Genomic DNA, 21,072 nt, shown 5'->3' with positions numbered 1-21,072 from the left:
TCAATACCTAGTGAACCATTATAGTTGTTATTTTTTCGATCAAAAACTCTATCTTCATTTCTGTAATCTTTGATTGTTCCGTCATTCTCAAAATTTGTAAAAAAACTTTGAGAGTTTCCCGTCCTTTCCTGTATGAATATCCTAAGTTAGAAAAAATGTTTAACTTTTTAGTCCTGAAATTTAAATTAGGAGATATTCTAAGCATGTCAGGATTTCCCACTGTAAGATTTACAGAGCCATTAAAACCAGTTATTTTTCCTTTACGTAAAATAATATTTAAAATACCAGCGGTTCCTTCAGCATCATATCTGGCAGAAGGAGATGTGATCACTTCTACTTTTTCAATAGCATCTGCAGGAAGATTTCGTAAAGCGTCTGTACCATTTAAACCAACTAATGCAGAGGGTTTTCCATCAATTAAAATTCGAACATTTTCATTTCCCCGTAGGCTAACAGTTCCAGCTACATCAACATTAACGGAAGGTACATTATCTAAAACATCACTTGCATTACCTCCTTTAACAGTCATGTCTTTGCCAACATTGTATATCTTTTTATCTAAGCGTATTTCTACAGTTGACTTTTCTGCAATAATTTCAATTTCTTCTAAAGTTTCGGCATCTTCATACAAAGAAATGGTGCCTAAATTGGTGTTTTGAGTTAATTTCTTATTAGGAAGAGAGGTAGTTTTAAAGCCTATAAATTCAATTTTTATAGCATACATTCCTTCTGGAATTTGAATGTCAAAATTTCCTTTAATATCAGTTACTCCACCAGTAACCCTATTGTTTTTTAAATGCTTTAAAACAACTGTAGCATATTCTAAAGGTTGTTTAGATTTTGTTTCTATAATTTTTCCAGTTAATCTTATTTTAGAAATACCTGGTTTTGTTTTAGGTTTTTGCGCATAAAGGGAAATGCTTAAAAAAACTAAGAGTACTGTAATTTTTTTCATTGAATTAGATTATGAAAACTTTAGACAACTAAGGTCTATAATGGTTTAAAAGGGGATAGTTAAAGGTTTGTTAAATAATAAAAATATTAAATTCTTTTAATAGGAACACAATTTTAAAGTAGCAAAGTCTTTTATAAAGGCGTTAATGGTGTTGCATATTTATTTATTTTTATCAAAAAAATAAAAACGATGAAATTAAAATTCAATTTTCAACATGGTGCTGTAGAGGGAATTATTAAACATAGTAAAACAAGTGATATTATGGTTATTATCACTAATGGTCATAATGGTTTTTATAATTACGGAATGTTTCCTTTTATTCAAGAAACATTATTGAAACATAACATTTCATCATTCAGTTACAATTTTAGTCATGGTGGTGTAATTGGAGATGCAGATAGATTTGAAGACTTAGCTAAATATGAAAAAAATTGTATGCGTCTTGAAAGGTTAGATTTTATTCAGGTTCATAAGGCAATTGCATTAAAATATCCACAAGCAAAAATATTCCATTTAGCTCATAGTTTAGGAGGGATCCAACAACATTCGGTATTTCAGAATTAGAAAAACAAAATATACCAGTTACTGGAGCTATTTTATTAGCGACTGTTAAGAAACTTGATATATGGCCAAAAGCAATGATTGAAAACTGGAAAGAGAACAAAGTTTTCTTCAAGAAAAATAATAGAACCCAGCAAGAATTACCTCAAGGAAGTGAGTTTTTAAGTGAGGTTTTAAGCGCAAATGAAAAATGGAATGTAGCGTCTATTTTAAATGAAATTAAAACTCCATTTTACTACATCCATGGAAAAGAAGATGAGGCCATTCCATACGAGCATGGTGTTACTCAATTTTTATGGAAAAAAGACAATGTGGAATTAAGTTTAATAGAGAAAGCAACACACACCTTAAATACGAGGCATCCATTTGAAGGGGAGTCTCCACAATTATTGGAATTCCTAGATTTAACAATTAACTGGATTCAAGAAAAAGTCAAACGAATATAATAAATCGTTATGAGAATAGGTACCGTAAAATTAGTAAACAATGAACTTTAGGAATTGAAAATACTTTTATTCTTACGTTACTAAATTTAATGGCTATAATTCGTTTTTAAAACTAGTGGTCTTTCTAGGTAGATAGGTTGATCAATAGATGAAGTTTGACCTTATTTGAAAAATGATAAAATATAATTAAATACCCCACCTTTGAGTTTATTCAAAGATGGGGTATCATTTAAAATATTATTTATAAATAAATTACCTTACTGCAATAGGGTAGTTTTCACCTCTATATCTCACAGAACCAGAAAATCTGGGTCCTCTTCCTCTAGCATGCATGATACCTGCAACATGAGGAGAAGCCATAGAAGTACCACTTAAGGTTGCGTATCCTCCGTTTAAATAAGTACTTCGTACACTACTTCCAGTGGCAATTGCATCAATAGGGTTCATGTTATAATTTGAAAACGAAGAAAAACCTCTATTACAAGTCATAGAAGCTACCGTATAAATATTACTCCCGTTTACACAAGCTGGGTTGTAATAAGCTGCATTTCCACTACTATTTCCTGCTGCAATTGCAACATAGCTACCCGCGTTTGAAAGTGCTAATAAAGCGCTTTTATAAGCAGAACTATTAGAACAGCCACTACCATAATAACCACCTAAACTTAGGTTAATTACATCACCTGGTATGTCATACCTACCAACATGATTAATACCCGCTAGAATGGTAGAAGTACTACTACCTCCGCTACATCCAAAAACTCTAACAGGTACTACAGCTGCACCAGCAGATACACCTACAACACCAAATCCATTGTTTTTAGCAGCTGCGGTTCCTGCAACATGAGTACCATGACCATTACAGTCATTTGCAGATCCTCCTACAAAAGATTTTGCATAGCTAGTGTTAGTAACTACATTTAAATCTGGATGATCTAAGTCAATACCACTGTCAATTACCCAAATCCATTGGTTTTTTCCAGAACCATCTGAATAACCTCCAGCTCTACTTACACCACAAGGAGTTTCTTGTGCCATTCTTTGCGAACGAGATGAAGTGATAGTTTCTTCAATTTCAAAGTCTGGAATTTCAACAATACGATCAAACTCAATAGAAGCAACATTCTCATCCTTAGAGAAAGCAAGTGCTTCTTCTTTGTTCAATTTTACAGTAATACCAGAAATTTTAGTAGTGTAGTAATTCAAAACTCTTGATTGATCAATCTTATGATCAGTTAGTATTCGGTTCATTTCAGAAATCGAATTATCAGAAATTTTTCTTACCGATCTTGCTTTGGTTTTTCTATCGGTAATTGGTGATTTTGATAATACCCTATAAGCAGGGGCAATTGTTGAGTTTTTAAATACAACAATGTATTGCCCAGGAATGATTTTTCCTTCACTCGCTATAGGTTCTACATTTTGTGTATTCTGGTCAGAAACATTTTCGTTCTGACAAGAAGTAATTAAGAGTGCAATTGATAGAGCACTCACAAAAAAATTGTTTAATTTTTTCATAATTGAAGGGTTTTAGTTTGGTTCAAAAATATAAATTCTTCTAAAATAAAAAATAGCAGAAATGACTATAAGTATTTGTTTTTTAGAATTTTATATTGTATAAAAATAAAGGTAATTATATTTTAAGCAACTGTGTTGCTATTGTAAATAAAGGGATAAACAGGTTTTTGTAATTTAAATATTTGTTACTTTTTTTAATGCAAAATAAAAGAGTTTAAAATATTAATTTAACAATTAATTAACATTTTAAGTGGTTTTTTCGTTAATAAAAAAGCTACTGTTTGAAGTATTTTTATTTGATTCTGTTTGGTTAAAAATAATTTTATGTTGCTTTTAAAGTTTTTGTACAGAATTTATCTAAAAAAAATATAATAAAGATTTTTTTAACCTTTTTTTAATTTACAACCTATAAAATTATTTTTTTCACTGGGAAAGAAAAACATTTAATAGGGAAACTAGTTAATTAATTGGGATAATAAAGCTTTTACATTTGAGAACTCATTTAACAATAAGTAAATAAAAAAGGAGACTTTATAATCAATTAATATACCGTTAGCTTAGAGTTTAAATTTTAAAGCTACCAGATTATTTCTAGTTTGTCAAGAAACTATTCTATTTTCTTATTTTTTTCAAAGGCTATTTTTAGGAGACAAAAATGTGTAGTTGCTAAACTCTGAAATATTCCAGAGTTAGAGTAGCTATTATTTTTCAATTATTTATGGAGGAAACCGAAAATCCATTACTAAAAGAGTAGGTGCTACTTAATTATTACCAAAAAGAATTATAAAGATGAAGAATCAAAACAACAAATGGCTAAGCATTGTATGCTTTTGTGTAACCATATTTTTTTTTCAAATAGGATTATCACAAAACCTAGTAGAAAACCCCAGTTTTGAACTAGGCTCAATACCAAACAATCAAGGACAGTTGCAACGAGCAACTTATTGGAGTCATTATAAAGGAGAGTGTATTCCTTATAACGCTAATAATCAAACTACATTTCCGAGCTCTGATTTGTTTGATAAAAATAGTCCTTCAGCCCAAATAAAGGTGCCAAATAATAAATTTACTACATCAGCAGGACTACCGGAAAGAACAGGGAAAAATAGATATGCAGGAATATATACATCCATATATCCACCTAGCCCTGCAAGCGAAGAAAGAATAAGAGGAACATTAAAAAATTCATTACAAGCTGGTGGCTATGACTTGTCTTTATATCTTGCTAGAGCTAAAAACTTTTATGCAGTTTCCAACCCACTGTTAGACCCTGTTAATTATTACAATGTTGAAGTTGTATTACGTTCAGGAAATTCTTGTTCGCAAAGCAAAGTTATATATACATCACCAAGTATAACAAGTTTTCAATGGAATGAGTATAAAGCTTCATTTATAATTACCCAAGGAGAAGCAAATATTTTTAATAAAGTTGAAATAAGATTAAAAATGTGGCCAATTGAAAAAATGGGTAATGATAATGCTAGAGCTATTTTAATTGATGATGTAAGTATTTCTAAGGTAGTTTGTAATTTAAATCCTGCATTTACTAAAAGTATTACATGCAATGAAACATCTAATACTGTATCAATTAATGTAGCAAATAGTGGTGTTAATCCAAATGGAATAGCACATCAGTATGAAATATCTGAAATGAGTAGTTTTAGTACTGCAGACGCTGATGTAGTAAATGTACTAGGATATGTAAACGCACTAACAGGATCGTATAGTGTTCCTAATATTGGAGGTAAATTTTACATGATAAAGCATGGTGTATGGACCTCAAATTGTAGTTGGAGAGAGCAAAGGAAAGTTGTAAAAATACCATATTCATTTAATGGGGGAGTAAATTCAAATTTCAGCGGAGTAATTAACTCACCTAGTAACGGATCACCAACTCTTGCTTTAAATGCAGCAGTTCCTAGCAATGTTTTAAGCAATTGGTTTGTTTTAAAAAGCACAGTAAATACATATCCTAACCTATCATCATGGAGTTTACATACCATTGTAAATTCAAGTACACCAACACATAACTACAATGTGCCTAATATACAAAATGGGATGTTTTATTTTGTACGACATATATCAAAAACTAATTGTTCTCAAATTAGCTACACGGATAAAATATTTTTTGTGTATGAAATAGAAAGTGAGATTAATAAAGGCAAAACTAAGCTGAATTATAATTTTATATCGGAAAAACAATATGAAGTTTCTGAACGTAATCACAATCAAAATATGAAAAAAATTGGTGAGATGAATTTACATGTTGATAAAATTCAGTCAATACAGCTGTACCCTAACCCTTCAAGAGAAAAAGTATTTTTAAGTAGTAATTTTAACTTGCTTGGAGCAGAGGTGGAGATAATTAATAAATATGGTAAGAAGGTTTATAAATCTAGATGGAAAGAAGATAGTTTTATTAATGTGGAATCTTTAGATAAAGGAGTTTATATTGTAATGATTAAAACATTACACAACAAAGTATCTAAAAAATTAGTAATTGAATAGGCATTCTATTAAAACTAATAAAGCCGGTTAAAGTGTAAACTTTAGTCGGTTTTTTTATTTTCAAACTGTATTCTGTTTAAGTAGTAATTATGTTCCATGTTTACTTTGTGTAAATGTAATATATGAATTATGTACGTTGTTAATTACTATTATAGTTAGCTATAGCTAGGGTATTATCTCTGTAAAATTTTACTTTTTATGAATTTTTTAGAACAAAGGGTATAATTCTTTAATAAGCTTACAAATAGATTTTTTTTACATTGAAGTAGACAAGGGAATAGATATTTTATTACGATAAAATTTAATTATGGTACTCACCTTTTGTAGCTGATTTACATAAAATAATCATTAAAAAAACCAGAAGAATTAAATTTCTTCTGGTTTATAGTATAAATTATAATGTTGTTATTACAGGATAATTATTTCTTGTTTTTGATTCTTTGTTGAGCTGCTTGTTGTTCTTGAGCTTGCTTCATTGCAGTATCTAAACGTTCACGGAATTTACTTTTTTTCTTTTCAGGACGTTTTTTGTTTTCTTCAATTTTTGCATGAATCTTAGCTTCATCTATTACAAAGTTTTTAATTACAAACATAATTGCAATAGTTAATAAGTTTGAAATGAAGTAATATAAACTTAACCCACTGGCATAATTATTAAAGAAAAATAACATCATAATAGGAGAGAAGTATATCATATACTTCATCATTTTACTCATATCGGGCATACCTTCTTGCGGAGGTGCTTGCATGTTGGCTTGTTGACTTTGGTTCATTTTCATATAAAAGAAAATAGCTATTGAGGCTAGTATAGGAAATAAACTAACATGGTTACCATACCAAGGAATATCAAAAGGTAATTTGTAAATAGTATCGTACGATGATAAATCGTTTGCCCATAAGAAACTTTTTTGTCTAAAGTCAATGTTAGTTGGGAAAAATTTAAATAATGCAAAGAAAACAGGCATTTGCATTAATGCAGGAATACAACCAGACATCATACTTACTCCAGCTTTCCGTTGAACAGCCATAATTTCTTGCTGACGCTTCATAGCATTTTCTTTACCAGGAAACTTTTTATTAATCTCTTCCATTTCTGGACGAATAACTTTCATCTTAGCACTTGATAAATATGACTTATATAGTACAGGAGACATAATAATTCGAACTACAATTGTCATTAAAATAATTATTAAACCATAGTTACCAATAAATCCTTTAAGCATATTAAATACTGGGTAAAATACATAACGGTTTAATGTACCGAAAATACCCCAGCCTAAATCTGCTGTTTGATCTAAATCTGTTCCTTTATATGTTTTAAGTAAATTATAATCTGTAGGACCATAAAACCATTGCATGTTATAATTTAATTCACCATTTTTAAGCGCTAAAGGGGCTTTTAATTCATAGGCTTTAGTGAATATTGTATCTGTTTTTTGATCCTTTACTAAATCAGTAGAAGTAAGTGTAGCATTATTAAAAGCAGTTTCACTTAGTAAGGCAGAAGAGAAAAAATGTTGTTTATACGAAACCCAATTTACATCATTTAAAACTTCAGAGTTCCCAGGTCTTAAGTTATCAACTTCACTATCTGATTTATAATAAAACCAAGAATACATAGTGTTCTCAGTTTTTAAACTTTTTTCTTGACTAAAAGCTTTTAGATTCCAATCTAAATTAATTTGTTGAGAACCATTAATTGTAGTACTTAACCCTTGAGAACGAATAGCAAAATTAATTCTGTAATCATCATTTTTCATTTCATAACGATACTCTAAAAATTTATCTTCCGATACTTTTAATTTCATAGAAAGTACTTGCGTATCTCCATTTTTAATAAGGGAAGGGGTAAATAGTAAATCTTTAGTGTTTAAAATACGATTATCGTTTGTTCCGAAATTAATATTAAAAGAAGCATTCTTATTTTTAATTAAATATAACGGTAAAGAATCGTGCGTCTTAAAATTTTTAATTAGAGCTTCAGTAATTTGTCCTCCTTTATTATCAATAGTCAGTTTTAATAAATCATTTTCTATTGTAGAAGTTCCTTCTTTACTAGTTAAAGCACCATAAGAAAAAGCACCTAATTTATTTTGTAAAGCAATTTGCTTTAAAGAATCATTTAAAACAATAGTACTTGTGTTGTCTTGTGATGTAGGAGTGGTCTCTGAAACTTGTTCTGTTTGAGCACCTGTAGTAGTTTCTGGAGATTCTTCGGGTTTTTGAGTGTTCACCCACCAAAGTAAAATACCTCCTAATAAAAGCATTCCTATAAAGGAATTAAAATCGAATTTCTTTTGTTCCATTGATATGTTTTATAAATGTCAAGCTGTCAGTTAAAGTTTTTCTTGTGTAAAGAAAAACCCGACAAATTTAGTAAAACCCTGTGTATTTTAAAGAGTTTTACGGTGATTAATTTTGATATATAGTGTAGTACAAATGCTATTCCGTTTTTAAATAAAAAATCCTGCAAGTCAATTTTGCAGGATTTTAAATTAATTTTTAGATTGTTTAAGTGCAGCTTTAATAAAATCGACAAATAAAGGATGAGGATTTAATACTGTACTTTTATATTCTGGATGATATTGAACACCAACAAACCAAGGGTGAGAAGGTATTTCAACTATTTCTACTAATCCTGTTTTAGGATTAATACCAGTAGTATGCATACCAGCGTTTTCAATTTGCTCTTTATATTTATTATTGAATTCAAAGCGATGGCGATGACGTTCACTAATAATTTCGTCTTTGTATGCATTAAAAACTTTAGAGTCTTGATTTAATTGACAGTCCCATGCTCCTAAACGCATAGTTCCACCTTTTTCAGTAACCCCTTTTTGATCTTCCATTAAATTGATAACAGGATGCTTAGTAGTAGGGTTCATTTCAGTAGAATTTGCTTCTTTTAAGTTTAAAATATTTCTAGCAAATTCAATCACTGCCATTTGCATACCTAAACATATACCTAAAAATGGAATATTGTTTTCACGAACATATTTAACTGCCGAAATTTTTCCTTCAATACCTCTATCACCAAAACCAGGAGCTACTAAAACACCATTAAGTCCCTCAAGTTGCGAAGCTGCATTTTCAGGAGTTAACTCTTCAGAATGTATCCATCGAACATTTACTTTTGTTTTGTTAGCTGCCCCTGCATGAATAAATGCTTCGGTTATTGATTTATATGAATCATGCAATTCAACATATTTACCAACTAAGCCTATTTGGATGGTAGAAGTTGGGTTTTTATGTTTTTCTAAAAATTTGTTCCAAGCTTTTAATTTAGGTTGTTTTCTTGTTGACAAACGAAGTTTTTCTAGAACAACATAATCTAAACCTTCGGCAAACATTAAGTTAGGAACATCATAAATAGTTTCAGCATCTAAAGATTGAATTACATCTTGCTGCTTAACATTGCAAAATAAGGCTAATTTACGTTTTATAGTATCGTTTATTTCATGTTCTGAACGGCACACTAAAATATCAGGACTTACACCACTTTGCATTAACATTTTTACAGAGTGTTGGGTTGGTTTTGTTTTTAGTTCACCAGCAGCTGCTAAATAAGGAACTAATGTTAAATGAACAACAATTACGTTTTCCTCGCCTAATTGCCATTGCAACTGACGAACAGCTTCTATATAAGGTAAAGATTCTATATCTCCTATAGTCCCACCAATTTCAGTGATAACGATATCATAGTCACCAGTATTCCCTAAAATTTGTATGCGATGCTTAATTTCATCAGTAATATGAGGTATTACTTGAACAGTTTTACCTAAAAACTCTCCTTTTCTTTCTTTGTTAATGACAGACTGATATATTCTACCAGTAGTAACATTATTAGCTTGTGAAGTAGGGATGTTTAAAAAACGTTCATAGTGCCCTAGATCTAAGTCAGTTTCAGCCCCATCATCAGTAACATAACATTCTCCGTGTTCATATGGGTTTAATGTTCCTGGGTCAATATTGATATAGGGGTCAAGTTTTTGTATGGTTACAGAAAAACCTCTTTCTTGTACTAATTTAGCTAGAGAAGCTGCTATAATTCCTTTTCCAAGTGAAGAAGTTACGCCTCCTGTTACAAAAACGTATTTAGTGTTATTCATGGTATTCTTAGGTTTGGGCAAAAGTAAGAAGTCTAATAATTTTAGCAAACAAAAAAGTGCAAAAAGATGCACTTCCAATAAAGCAACAAATATTTTTAAAAAAATAAATAATGGATTTGTCAGACAAAAAAACTATTGTATATTTGCCCACGCTTTTAGCAGACGGAATTTCACAAAAGCAAGACATAATTTAAAGAAGATATTTTAAAAATATAAGTAATGCCAAAAAGAACGTACCAACCATCAAAGAGAAAGAGAAGAAACAAACACGGTTTCAGAGAAAGAATGGCTTCTGCTAATGGTAGAAAAGTATTAGCAAGAAGAAGAGCTAAAGGAAGAAAAAGTTTAACTGTTTCTTCAGCTCCAAGACCAAAGAAATAATGATATAACGTCATTCATATAGAGGTGTTACTTTTTAATAGTAACGCCTTTTTTTGTACCCAAGTAATTTATTATTTTTATACACAACCATACAACAAAATAAGTAATGCCTAAAAGAAAAGACCTTAAGTCAATTTTAATTATCGGATCTGGGCCTATCGTTATTGGTCAAGCATGTGAGTTTGATTATTCAGGAACACAAGCATTAAGATCACTTAGAGAAGATGGGATAGAAACAATTTTAATCAATTCTAATCCTGCAACAATTATGACTGATCCGTCAATGGCGAGCCATGTGTATTTATTACCGTTAAATACTAAGTCTATTGTTCAAATATTAAAAGAGCATCCTCATATTGACGCTGTTTTACCAACTATGGGTGGTCAAACAGCATTAAATTTATGTATTGAAGCTGATGAGAAAGGTATTTGGGAAGATTTTGATGTAGATATCATTGGAGTTAATATTGATGCTATTAATATTACTGAAGATCGTGATAAATTCAGACTTTTAATGGATGATATAGGTGTTCCTATGGCACCTCAAGCTGCTGCAACTTCTTTTTTAAAAGGTAAAGAGATTGCTCAAGAATTTGGTTTTCCTTTAATTATTAGAGCTTCTTTTACGTTAGGAGGTGAAGGAGCATCTTTTGTATATAAAGAAGAAGAATTTGACGAATTATTAAGACGTGGTTTAGAGGTTTCTCCAGTCCATGAAGTAATGATTGATAAAGCTTTAATTGGTTGGAAAGAATACGAGTTAGAATTATTGAGAGATTCAAATGATAATGTGGTTATTATTTGTTCTATTGAGAATATGGATCCAATAGGAATTCATACAGGAGATTCTATTACTGTTGCACCAGCAATGACTTTGAGCGATAAAACCTATCAAAAAATGCGTGATATGGCTATTCATATGATGCGTTCTATTGGTGATTTTGCAGGAGGATGTAACGTGCAATTTGCTGTAAGTCCAGATGAAAAGGAAGAAATTATAGCTATTGAAATTAACCCACGTGTTTCTAGGTCTTCAGCATTGGCAAGTAAGGCCACTGGGTATCCTATTGCAAAAGTTGCTGCTAAGCTAGCTATGGGGTATCATTTAGATGAGTTACAAAACCAAATAACAAAATCTACATCGGCTTTATTTGAGCCTACATTAGATTATGTAATTGTGAAAATTCCACGTTGGAATTTCGATAAATTTGAAGGCTCTGAACGAACTTTAGGGTTACAAATGAAGTCTGTAGGTGAGGTAATGGGAATTGGACGATCATTCCAAGAAGCTCTTCACAAAGCCACTCAGTCGTTAGAAATTAAACGTAATGGATTAGGTGCAGATGCAAAAGAAAATAAAAACTACGACGAAATAATAGAGAAGTTAACGAATGCTTCTTGGGATCGTGTTTTTATTATTTATGATGCAATTGCAATGGGAATTCCTTTAAGTAGAATTCATGAAATCACAAAAATAGATATGTGGTTCTTAAAGCAATATGAAGAATTACATTTGCTTAAAAATGAAATATCTACTTTCAAAATTGATACATTAGATAAAGAGTTATTATTAGAAGCTAAACAAAAAGGGTATGGAGATCGTCAGATAGCTCATATGTTAGGATGTTTAGAGAGTCAAGTTTATAAAAAGCGTGAAGAACTAGGAATCAATCGTGTTTATAAATTAGTAGACACTTGTGCTGCTGAATTTGAAGCAAAGACACCGTATTACTATTCAACTTTTGAAAACGATATGGAGTCAAATGGCAAGCGTTATCCTCATAACGATAGTGTTGTTAGTGACAAGAAAAAAGTAATCGTTTTAGGTTCTGGACCAAATAGAATTGGACAGGGTATTGAGTTTGATTACTGTTGTGTTCATGGTGTTTTAGCTGCTGCTGAGTGTGGTTATGAAACTATCATGATTAACTGTAATCCTGAAACAGTTTCTACCGACTTTGATACAGCCGATAAATTATATTTTGAACCTGTTTTTTGGGAGCATATTTATGATATTATTAAGCATGAAAAGCCTGAGGGTGTAATTGTCCAATTAGGTGGACAAACCGCTTTAAAGCTTGCTGAAAAATTAACTAAGTATGGAATTAAAATTCTAGGTACTAGTTTTGAAGCTTTAGATTTAGCAGAAGATAGAGGGTTGTTTTCTAATTTATTAAAAGAGAATAATATACCTTATCCTGAATTTGATATTGCTACAACAGCTGATGAAGCTGCTGCAATAGCAGAAGTGCTAGATTTTCCTATTTTAGTTCGTCCTTCATATGTATTAGGGGGACAAGGAATGAAGATTGTAATTAATAAAGAAGAGTTAGAAAAGCATGTGGTATCTCTTTTAAGCCAAATGCCAGGAAATCAATTATTATTAGATCATTATTTAGATGGAGCTATCGAAGCTGAGGCTGATGCAATTTGTGATGGTGAGAATGTTTACATTATAGGTATCATGGAGCATATTGAACCTTGTGGTGTGCATTCGGGTGATTCTAATTCAACGTTACCTCCTTTTAATCTAGGTGAGTTGGTTTTAGAGCAAATTAGAGAGTATACAAAAACAATAGCTTTAGAATTAAAAACAGTTGGGTTAATAAATGTTCAATTTGCTATTAAAGATGATAAAGTTTATATAATCGAAGCCAATCCTCGTGCATCACGTACAGTGCCTTTTATAGCGAAAGCATACAAAGAGCCATACGTGAATTTCGCTACAAAAGTGATGTTAGGGGAAAAGAAGGTAACAGATTTTAACTTTAACCCACAATTAGAAGGCTTTGCAATAAAGCAACCAGTATTCTCTTTCAATAAGTTTCCTAAAGTAAATAAAAAATTAGGGCCAGAAATGAAGAGTACAGGAGAAAGTATCTTATTTATTGATAGCTTGCGAGATGATCAGTTTTATGACTTGTATTCACGAAGAAAAATGTATTTAAGCAAATAACATAAAAAAATCCGAAGGGTAACCTTCGGATTTTTTTTGCAAAAAAAATTAAATATTTTCTTCGGTTTCCAAACGAATAATTTTTTGAACTTTATTTCTTAATAAATAGTTTTTGATAATTGTTTTAGCTAGCCCTTTGTTTTCAATAGGAGTTAGCATTGATTTTAAAATATTTATTTGATTTTCTTGAAAAGCCAAATTGGTAAAAGTAAACCCAATTACAACATTTTTTTCTATTAAAATTACAGCATGCTCTTCAGGAGTTCTTCCTTTATCAATTATTAAAAATGTACTATTATTGAAGTTTGTATTGTTTTTTTTACGTTTGCGAATAATATTATATTTCGGACGAACACTGTCTAAGTCTAAATGATATTTTAAGCGAGTAAGTAGTGGGTTTCCTGTTTCCTCATAAGTTACTTCATGTACTCTTTTAAATACTTTTTCGGCTTTTGAAGTTTTCTTTAAAAATTGCTTATTAACTTCCAATTTAATATTAGTACCTCTACCTATAAAAATAATAGTACCTTCTTGATTATGAATATAAAAAATACCTTGTGTTTCAGGGAGTTTATTTAATATGTTTAAAATACGTTGCTTTTCATGCCTATTATCAAAGTATTTTACTGATTGCTGTATGATATCTTTGTCAATATCTTTATCTAAAAGCAGTTTAAAAAGCTTAACGGTTGCAAGTGCATCACCACTGGCTCTATGTCTATCAGTAACAGGAATGCCTAGATGCCTGCAAAGTTTACCGAGGCTATAAGAAGGAGAGTCTGTAATTATTTTTTTACTAAGAGCAACTGTACATAAAGTATTTTTATTGTAGTCATAGCCCAAACGACCAAATTCTGTTCGTAAAATTCTGTAATCAAAATTAGCATTATGAGCAATTAAAATACAATCTTGAGTTATTTCAATAATTCGTTTAGCTACCTCATAAAATTTAGGGGCATTTTTAAGCATTTTATTATTAATACCTGTAAGTTTAGCAACAAACTCTTGAATTTCTCTTTCAGGATTAACTAAGCTAATAAATTGATCTACAATTTGATGACCGTCATATTTATAAATGGCTATTTCAGTAATACCTTCTTCGTTAAATTTTCCTCCTGTGGTTTCAATATCTACAACTGCGTACAATTCTTCCTCTTTAAGCGGTTAATGTAAATCTAAGCAATATAATTTCTATGACCAAATATACTGCTGCCAATCCTTACCATATTGCTACCATTTTTTATAGCTAGTTCATAATCACCACTCATTCCCATTGAAAGTGTAGTTAATTCTGGGCTATTTATTTTTTCTTTTAAAAAGAATGTATGCAGTGATGAAAATTCATCAGATAATTGTTGTTCATTGTCAGTAAATGTAGCCATACCCATTAGTCCCACGACTTTTATATTTTGAAGATTCTTAAATTCTTCCGAACTTAGTATTTCTTTTGCTTGTTCAAATGATAATCCAAATTTAGAATCTTCTTTAGCTATCTTTATTTGTAGTAAACAATTAATTATTCTATCGTGTTTTTTAGCTTGTTTATTTATTTCCTGTAAAGTTTTTAAACTGTCAACACCATGAATTAAGTTTACAAAATGAGCCATGTATTTTACCTTATTTCTTTGTAAATGTCCAATCATATGCCATTCAATATCTTTAGGAAGCACCTCAAATTTTGATGCCATTTCTTGAATTTTATTTTCACCAAATACTCTTTGGCCAGCATCGTATGCTTCTTGAATATCTGAAACAGGTTTAGTTTTAGAAACTGCTACTAATGTAACATGTTTGGGTAATAATTTTTTAATTTTTAGTATATTTTCTTTAATCATTATTACAATAAAATTTAAAACTCATAAATAGTTAACGCACTTCTTAGTTTAGGTTCAATATAGGTGGTTTTAGGAGGCATTAATAAGTCAGCGTCTACAATTCTTTTTAACTCATTAATATTGGTAGGTAACATCCCAAACGATACTTTAAAAGCTCCTTCATCTACTTTGGTTTTCAACTCTAATCCTCCTGATTTGTTTTGTGAGTAAATTATTTTAGAATCATTTCTAATATCATCGATTCCTAAAATTGGTTTTAAAACCGTTTGATATAAAATTTGAGCATCTAATTTACTTAACTCATTAGTGAATTTATAAGCAGATTTACGAAGAGTTAAAGAGTAAAAATCACCATTTAAGTACATGCTGAAATTATGTTTTTCTTTTGGCTTATATAATTCTAAACCCTTATTTTCTATTTTGAAAATAGTATCTAATTCAATGAGAAAGCCATCAACGGTTAACCCATTTAAGTCTTTTATAAATCGATTAAATTCATAAATGTTTAGTTGACTTTCTGGTAATAAATAACTCATAAAAAAGTTATAATTTTCATTCCCTGTATGGTCTGGGTTTTCTTTTGCTAAATGTTCAGCAAGCATGCATGAAGAAGTAGATCGATGATGCCCGTCTGCAATATATAACGTCTCTACTTTTTCAAAAGCACTTGTGATTTTTTCAATGTCTACTATGTTACTTATAACCCAAAGTAAGTGAGTTTCCTTATCACTTGTTGTAAATTCGTATTCAGCCCTGTTTTCTTGATATTTATTTATTATAGAAGTGATTTCGTCATTATCGGGGTACGTTAATAATACAGGTTCAGCGTTAAAACCAGTATTTTTAAGATAATCTTCAAACAATAACTCTCTTTTTCTTAAAGTGCCTTCATGCTTTTTTATCACATCATTGTGATAATCACTAACAGAAGTAGCTGAAATAATTCCACAAAAAGAATCTGTGGGATTTATTTTTTTATAAATGTAAAATGCTGGAATTTCATCTTGTGTAAAATATCCATCTTCTTTAAATTCAAGGTAGCGATTGTGAACTAATTTAAAACGTTGATCACCAGCTATTTCTTGTTGGTGATATTTGTAGCCAGGGTTTACAACATGTAAAAATGAAAAAGGATTAAACGCTAGTTTTGCATGTAGTTGTTCTGAAGAGTATGCTTCATATGATTTCGAAGACACTAATGCTATTTTATCACGTGTAGCTCTAACAGCTTTAAAAGGTTTTACAACTGCCATATTTTATTCAGAAAGTAATTCAATAATTTGCTTTGCTAACTCAGTACCTATTCTATTTTGAGCCTCAAGAGTAGATGATCCAATATGTGGAGATAGTGAAATATCAGTATTCATTAATAGTTGAATTTCTGGGGATGGTTCATTTTCAAACACATCTAAAGCAGCATATTTAACTTTACCGCTTTCAATGTAATTTACTAACGCAACTTCATCCAAAATACCTCCTTGTGAAGCATTAACTATACCTACACCATCTTTCATATTTTTTAATTGCTCATTTCCTACAATATATCCTTCATTAGAACTAGAGTGGAAAGTAATGAAATCAGCAATTTTTAATACTTCTTTTAAAGGTTCTGTATCGACTTCGATGTCTATAGATTGACCATTGTAAAAAGGAATTGTTATAGTGTTTTCATCTGAATAACTTCCAGAAAATATAACTTTCATTCCAACAGCAAGACCAATCTTAGCAACATCTTTTCCTGAAGGATCATTACCTATAATGCCTAAGGTTTTTCCTTTTAGCTCTATGCCAGCAGCAAATTCTCTTTTTAAAGCATTAAACCTTGTTTCTCCTTCCAAAGGCATCTCTCTATTGGCTTGATGTAAAAACCGTACCATACCAAACAAGTGTGCAAAAACAAGTTCAGCAATAGCTTCAGAGGTGGCTTCGGGTGTATTTATAACATGTACACCGTTTTCTTTTGCAAAATCAACATCTATACCATCCATATCAATTCCGCCACATCCAACTAATTTAATACTTGGGCAAGCTTCTATTAATTCTTCTCGTATTTGTGTGATGCCTTTAACTAATACAGCATCTATATTATGTTCATTTATATAGTTTATAAGTTGCTCTTGAGCCACTTTTACCGTTAAAACTTCAAAACCTTTTTCTTCTAAAGCGTCAATTCCGCTTTGAGAAATACCATCGTTTGCTAATATTTTCATTTTTAATTCAATTTGACATCATAAGTAAAAAAGAAAAATCTTTTTAAATATATAATGACGTTATTTTTATGCTTTTCTTTCTAATTCTTGCATTACATCAACTAAAGCTTGAACACTGTATAAAGGTAATGCATTATACATACTTGCTCTATATCCACCTACACTTCTATGCCCATGGAGTCCATTAATGTTTGCTTCTTGCCACATTAAATTAAACTTTTCTTCTATTTCACTATTAGTTAATATAAAAGTTGCGTTCATGTGGCTTCTGTCTTCCTTTTCAACGACTCCCTTAAATAAAGGGTTTCTATCTATTTCATTGTATAATAGTGCCGATTTTTGTTTGTTAACACTCTCAATAAAATCTATCCCTCCTAAATCTTTTAACCACTCTAATGTTAGTATAGATACATATATAGGAAAAACAGCAGGAGTGTTAAACATACTATCTTTTTCTATATGAGTTTGATAGCTAAGCATAGATGGAATTGCTCGTTCAACTTTTCCTAAAATATTTTCTTTAATAATAACCAATGTTGTTCCTGCAGGGCCCATATTTTTTTGAGCTCCTGCGTAAATCAAGTCAAATTGAGAAAAATCTAATTGACGAGAAAAAATATCAGAACTCATGTCACATATCATTGGAATTGAAGTTTCAGGAAAACTTTTCATTTGAGTACCGTAAATAGTATTGTTACTTGTACAGTGAAAATAATCAGCATCTTTAGGAATTGAATAATCTTTAGGGATATAGTTGAAGTTCTTATCTTTAGAAGAAGCTACTTCAGTTAAATCTCCAAATAACTTAGCTTCTTTTATAGCTTTGCTACTCCATGTTCCTGTATTTAAATATGCAGCTTTCTTATTTAACAAATTATAAGCTGTCATTAAAAACTGAGAACTAGCTCCTCCATGTAAAAAGAGTGCTTTATAGCCTTTATTTTGTAGACCCAATAGTTCTAAAGCCAAACTTCTAGCATTTTCAATAACATCAACAAAAGGTTTACTTCTATGTGAAATTTCAATTAATGATAAATTATCATTGTTAAAATTAATAACAGCTTCAGAAGCTTTTTGAAGTACTTCTTGAGGTAAAATACATGGGCCTGCGCTAAAGTTATGTTTTTTCATTTTTTACTAGTGTGTTGTTAAGCAAAGATGCTAATTATGTAAGTTTTAAATCTTATATATTTGCTAAAAAGTCAAGGGTGTTAATTCCATCAGCATAATCCCATAATTTAGGTTTTTGAGTATGACCAAAAGGAATTTCATTTTCAATAAAATTTGACGACGCAATGCATTGTATTTGTTCTTTATCTTTAAATAATTTTATCTTCAAATCATCTAAATTATCATAGTACTCATAAAAAACGGAAGCGATAGGGGAAGCATAGCTTTTATCTTCTTTAATCATTAAAAAACCATTTTCAAGAATATCAAATTCGCTCATTAAATAAACAGCTTTATTGTAATCATAATTATTAGCATATTTTGCATTATTGATAATTTCATGACGATTATACATTCCTTTAAAAAAGCTATCAAAATTATAGTTTTTAGGAACAAAAATTTTAGATACAGAACGACAACCTAAACCAAAATATTTAAAAATATCATCACTTAAACTTTCTAAATCGCTTTCAGTTTCGTTACCAGTAATAACAGCTACAGAATTTCTGCTTTTTCTTATTATATTAGGTTTGTTTTTAAAATAATATTCAAAATACCGAGCAGTATTATTACTTCCGGTAGCGATCACAGCATCAAAAGAAGTTAGCTTTTCATTTGTGAAAATTATTTTACCTTTTAGTTCGGGAGAAACATACTCTAAATATTTAGCCAAAAATGGAAGTAAATGCTTGTCGTTTGATGATTGTTTTACTGTTATAGAGTGTCCACTGATTAGTACAGATAAAAAGTCATGAAAACCAACTAAAGGAATGTTTCCTGCCATGATTACTGCAACATTTTTAGGGGTGTTATTGCCTAGTTGTTCATTTTTAGTCCATTGAGTTAAGTTTTCAGTTGTTAATGCTTCTGCCCAACTTTTAGTAGCAAAAAGTAAATTGTCATTGGTGAACCAAGTATTGTTTTCACCTGCTATTTTTAACTGATGTTTAAAGCCGTCAAAAAATAAATCGTTATGAAGTACATTTTCTTTTTGAGCTATTTTTTCTGTAGAAAACTGACCTAAAAATTTTCCTAATTCATTAAAAGTTTTTATTCTACCTTTTGTGTTATCCATTTATTTTGGTTCTAAATTAAATTGGAACTATTTTTGCAAATGCAAAGTTACAAAACTGAAAGTGATTTATTATGGCAATTATAATAACAGATGAATGTATAAATTGTGGTGCTTGTGAGCCAGAGTGTCCAAACACTGCTATATATGAAGGTGCTGATGATTGGCGTTATGCTGATGGTACCGATTTGGAGGGTGATATTGTATTACCCAATGGAGAGAATGCGAATGCAGAAGAAGAGCAAGAGCCTATTTCAGATGAAATTTATTATATAGTTGCTGATAAGTGTACTGAATGTAAAGGGTTTCATGAAGAGCCACAATGTGCGGCTGTTTGTCCTGTAGATTGTTGTGTGCCTGATGATGATAATGTTGAAACTGATGAAGAGCTTTTAGGAAAACAACGTTTTATGCATAACGAATAATTTTTTTTGAAAAATATATTTAAATCCTGAGTTTCTACTCAGGATTTTTTTGTTTTAAAAAACGTAATTTCAAAAACTATTTTCGACAAAAACTTACAAACCGTTTTATAAAATGAAAAAAATATTTTTAGTACTACTAGTTTTGGTAGTAGTAATATCGTGTAATAAATCTATTAAAAAACAGAAAAAATATCCAGAGAATCTCAGTAAAGTTATAGAAAAGCATGGAGGGTTTGATGTTTGGAGAAGTTTTAAAACAGTAACTTTTACTGTAAAAAATGAAGAGCATACCACTGATTTAAATTCAAGAAAAGCACTTGTGAATACAGATAAATATTCATTAGGATTTGATGGAGAAAATGTTTGGTTGAAAGAACAAGATTTAGCTGCTTTTAAAGGAAATCCTGAGTTTTATTATAATTTGTATTTTTATTTCTATGCAATGCCTTTTGTATTGACTGATGATGGTATTATATATTCAGAAACTAAAGCCATAGAATTTGAGGGAGTATCTTACCCAGGTATAAAAATTTCATATAAAGCAAATGTAGGAACTTCTCCTGATGATAATTATTTTATATATTACCATCCTGAAACATATCAAATGGAATGGTTAGGATACACTGTTACTTATTTTTCTAAAAAACCATCTAGTGAGTTTAACATTATTAGATATAATGATTGGGAAAATGTTAACGGTTTAGTGTTGCCAAAATCAATAACTTGGTACAAGAAAAATGAAGAAGGTAATCCGTTAGCACCTACTAGAGAACCTACTAAGTTTTCTTCAGCATTGTTAAGTAAAGCGCCATTAGCAGATAGTTTTTTTGAAAAACCTAAACAATAAAATAATAGTATGAGTCTTCAAAAATATACATGGAAACGTGAATACACACTTGTTTTAGTAGCCAATTTAGTGTACTTGG

17 protein-coding genes are annotated in these 21,072 nt (G+C 30.4%); 7 read left to right on the top strand and 10 right to left on the bottom strand.

What is annotated here, in order from left to right; genetic code table 11:
• Positions 1-7: 7 nt before the first annotated feature.
• The gene (locus ACMFBB_RS03945) at positions 8-955 is read right to left on the bottom strand and encodes a TonB-dependent receptor (protein ID WP_435263162.1); all 948 of its coding nucleotides are present in this window, start codon (positions 953-955) and stop codon (positions 8-10) included.
• 189 nt (positions 956-1,144) lie between these two features.
• On the opposite strand from ACMFBB_RS03945, the gene ACMFBB_RS03940 reads away from it, so the two are divergent.
• Positions 1,145-1,519, top strand: coding sequence for a hypothetical protein (locus tag ACMFBB_RS03940; RefSeq protein ID WP_435263161.1), 375 nt, complete (start codon positions 1,145-1,147; stop codon positions 1,517-1,519).
• A 74-nt stretch (positions 1,520-1,593) separates the two neighbouring features.
• On the top strand, positions 1,594-1,962 hold the full coding sequence (locus tag ACMFBB_RS03935; RefSeq protein WP_435263160.1) for a hypothetical protein: 369 nt from the start codon (positions 1,594-1,596) through the stop codon (positions 1,960-1,962).
• 252 nt (positions 1,963-2,214) lie between these two features.
• Here ACMFBB_RS03935 and ACMFBB_RS03930 read toward each other — a convergent pair whose 3' ends face one another.
• Positions 2,215-3,480: a S8 family serine peptidase gene (locus ACMFBB_RS03930; RefSeq protein WP_435263159.1), complete on the bottom strand. Its 1,266-nt coding sequence runs from the start codon at positions 3,478-3,480 to the stop codon at positions 2,215-2,217.
• A 789-nt stretch (positions 3,481-4,269) separates the two neighbouring features.
• Here ACMFBB_RS03930 and ACMFBB_RS03925 point away from each other — a divergent pair.
• Positions 4,270-5,988, top strand: a complete 1,719-nt coding sequence (locus ACMFBB_RS03925; RefSeq protein ID WP_435263158.1) for a T9SS type A sorting domain-containing protein — start codon at positions 4,270-4,272, stop codon at positions 5,986-5,988.
• Between the two features lie 419 nt (positions 5,989-6,407).
• Here the strand turns inward: ACMFBB_RS03925 and yidC are convergent, their stop codons facing one another.
• Entirely contained in the window at positions 6,408-8,294 is a 1,887-nt protein-coding gene (gene yidC, locus ACMFBB_RS03920; protein ID WP_435263157.1) for a membrane protein insertase YidC, read from the bottom strand.
• Between the two features lie 189 nt (positions 8,295-8,483).
• Entirely contained in the window at positions 8,484-10,097 is a 1,614-nt protein-coding gene (locus ACMFBB_RS03915; RefSeq protein WP_435263156.1) for a CTP synthase, read from the bottom strand.
• A 219-nt stretch (positions 10,098-10,316) separates the two neighbouring features.
• Here ACMFBB_RS03915 and rpmH point away from each other — a divergent pair, with 219 nt between their 5' ends.
• The gene (gene rpmH, locus ACMFBB_RS03910; protein WP_093871631.1) at positions 10,317-10,478 is read left to right on the top strand and encodes a 50S ribosomal protein L34; all 162 of its coding nucleotides are present in this window, start codon (positions 10,317-10,319) and stop codon (positions 10,476-10,478) included.
• A gap of 106 nt (positions 10,479-10,584) precedes the next feature.
• On the top strand, positions 10,585-13,434 hold the full coding sequence (carB, locus tag ACMFBB_RS03905; protein WP_435263155.1) for a carbamoyl-phosphate synthase large subunit: 2,850 nt from the start codon (positions 10,585-10,587) through the stop codon (positions 13,432-13,434).
• A gap of 48 nt (positions 13,435-13,482) precedes the next feature.
• Here the strand turns inward: carB and ACMFBB_RS03900 are convergent, their stop codons facing one another.
• The 6 genes from ACMFBB_RS03900 to ACMFBB_RS03875 form a co-directional block, all read right to left on the bottom strand.
• Complete coding sequence (locus ACMFBB_RS03900; RefSeq protein ID WP_435263154.1) at positions 13,483-14,580, bottom strand: 3'-5' exonuclease; 1,098 nt, start codon at positions 14,578-14,580, stop codon at positions 13,483-13,485.
• Positions 14,581-14,609: 29 nt separating this feature from the next.
• Entirely contained in the window at positions 14,610-15,269 is a 660-nt protein-coding gene (locus tag ACMFBB_RS03895; protein WP_435263153.1) for a YggS family pyridoxal phosphate-dependent enzyme, read from the bottom strand.
• 14 nt (positions 15,270-15,283) lie between these two features.
• On the bottom strand, positions 15,284-16,522 hold the full coding sequence (locus ACMFBB_RS03890) for a DUF1015 domain-containing protein (protein WP_435263152.1): 1,239 nt from the start codon (positions 16,520-16,522) through the stop codon (positions 15,284-15,286).
• 3 nt (positions 16,523-16,525) lie between these two features.
• Positions 16,526-17,479 (bottom strand): NAD(P)-dependent oxidoreductase, encoded by a 954-nt coding sequence (locus ACMFBB_RS03885; RefSeq protein WP_435263151.1) that lies wholly within the window; start codon positions 17,477-17,479, stop codon positions 16,526-16,528.
• Between the two features lie 66 nt (positions 17,480-17,545).
• Positions 17,546-18,610, bottom strand: a complete 1,065-nt coding sequence (serC, locus tag ACMFBB_RS03880) for a 3-phosphoserine/phosphohydroxythreonine transaminase (RefSeq protein ID WP_435263150.1) — start codon at positions 18,608-18,610, stop codon at positions 17,546-17,548.
• Between the two features lie 52 nt (positions 18,611-18,662).
• A complete protein-coding gene (locus ACMFBB_RS03875) occupies positions 18,663-19,724 on the bottom strand; it encodes an acyl-CoA reductase (protein ID WP_435263149.1) in 1,062 nt (353 codons plus the stop codon).
• 71 nt (positions 19,725-19,795) lie between these two features.
• Between ACMFBB_RS03875 and ACMFBB_RS03870 the strand changes: the two genes are divergently transcribed.
• Complete coding sequence (locus tag ACMFBB_RS03870) at positions 19,796-20,146, top strand: 4Fe-4S dicluster domain-containing protein (RefSeq protein WP_435263148.1); 351 nt, start codon at positions 19,796-19,798, stop codon at positions 20,144-20,146.
• A 112-nt stretch (positions 20,147-20,258) separates the two neighbouring features.
• Entirely contained in the window at positions 20,259-20,993 is a 735-nt protein-coding gene (locus ACMFBB_RS03865) for a DUF6503 family protein (RefSeq protein WP_435263147.1), read from the top strand.
• The last annotated feature ends 79 nt before the right edge of the window (positions 20,994-21,072 follow it).

The sequence above is a fragment of the Tenacibaculum sp. nBUS_03 genome (assembly GCF_051201695.1).
Classification (GTDB): domain Bacteria; phylum Bacteroidota; class Bacteroidia; order Flavobacteriales; family Flavobacteriaceae; genus Polaribacter.
Note: the sequence above shows the minus strand (reverse complement) of the source record. Positions and strands in the feature narration are given on the sequence as shown.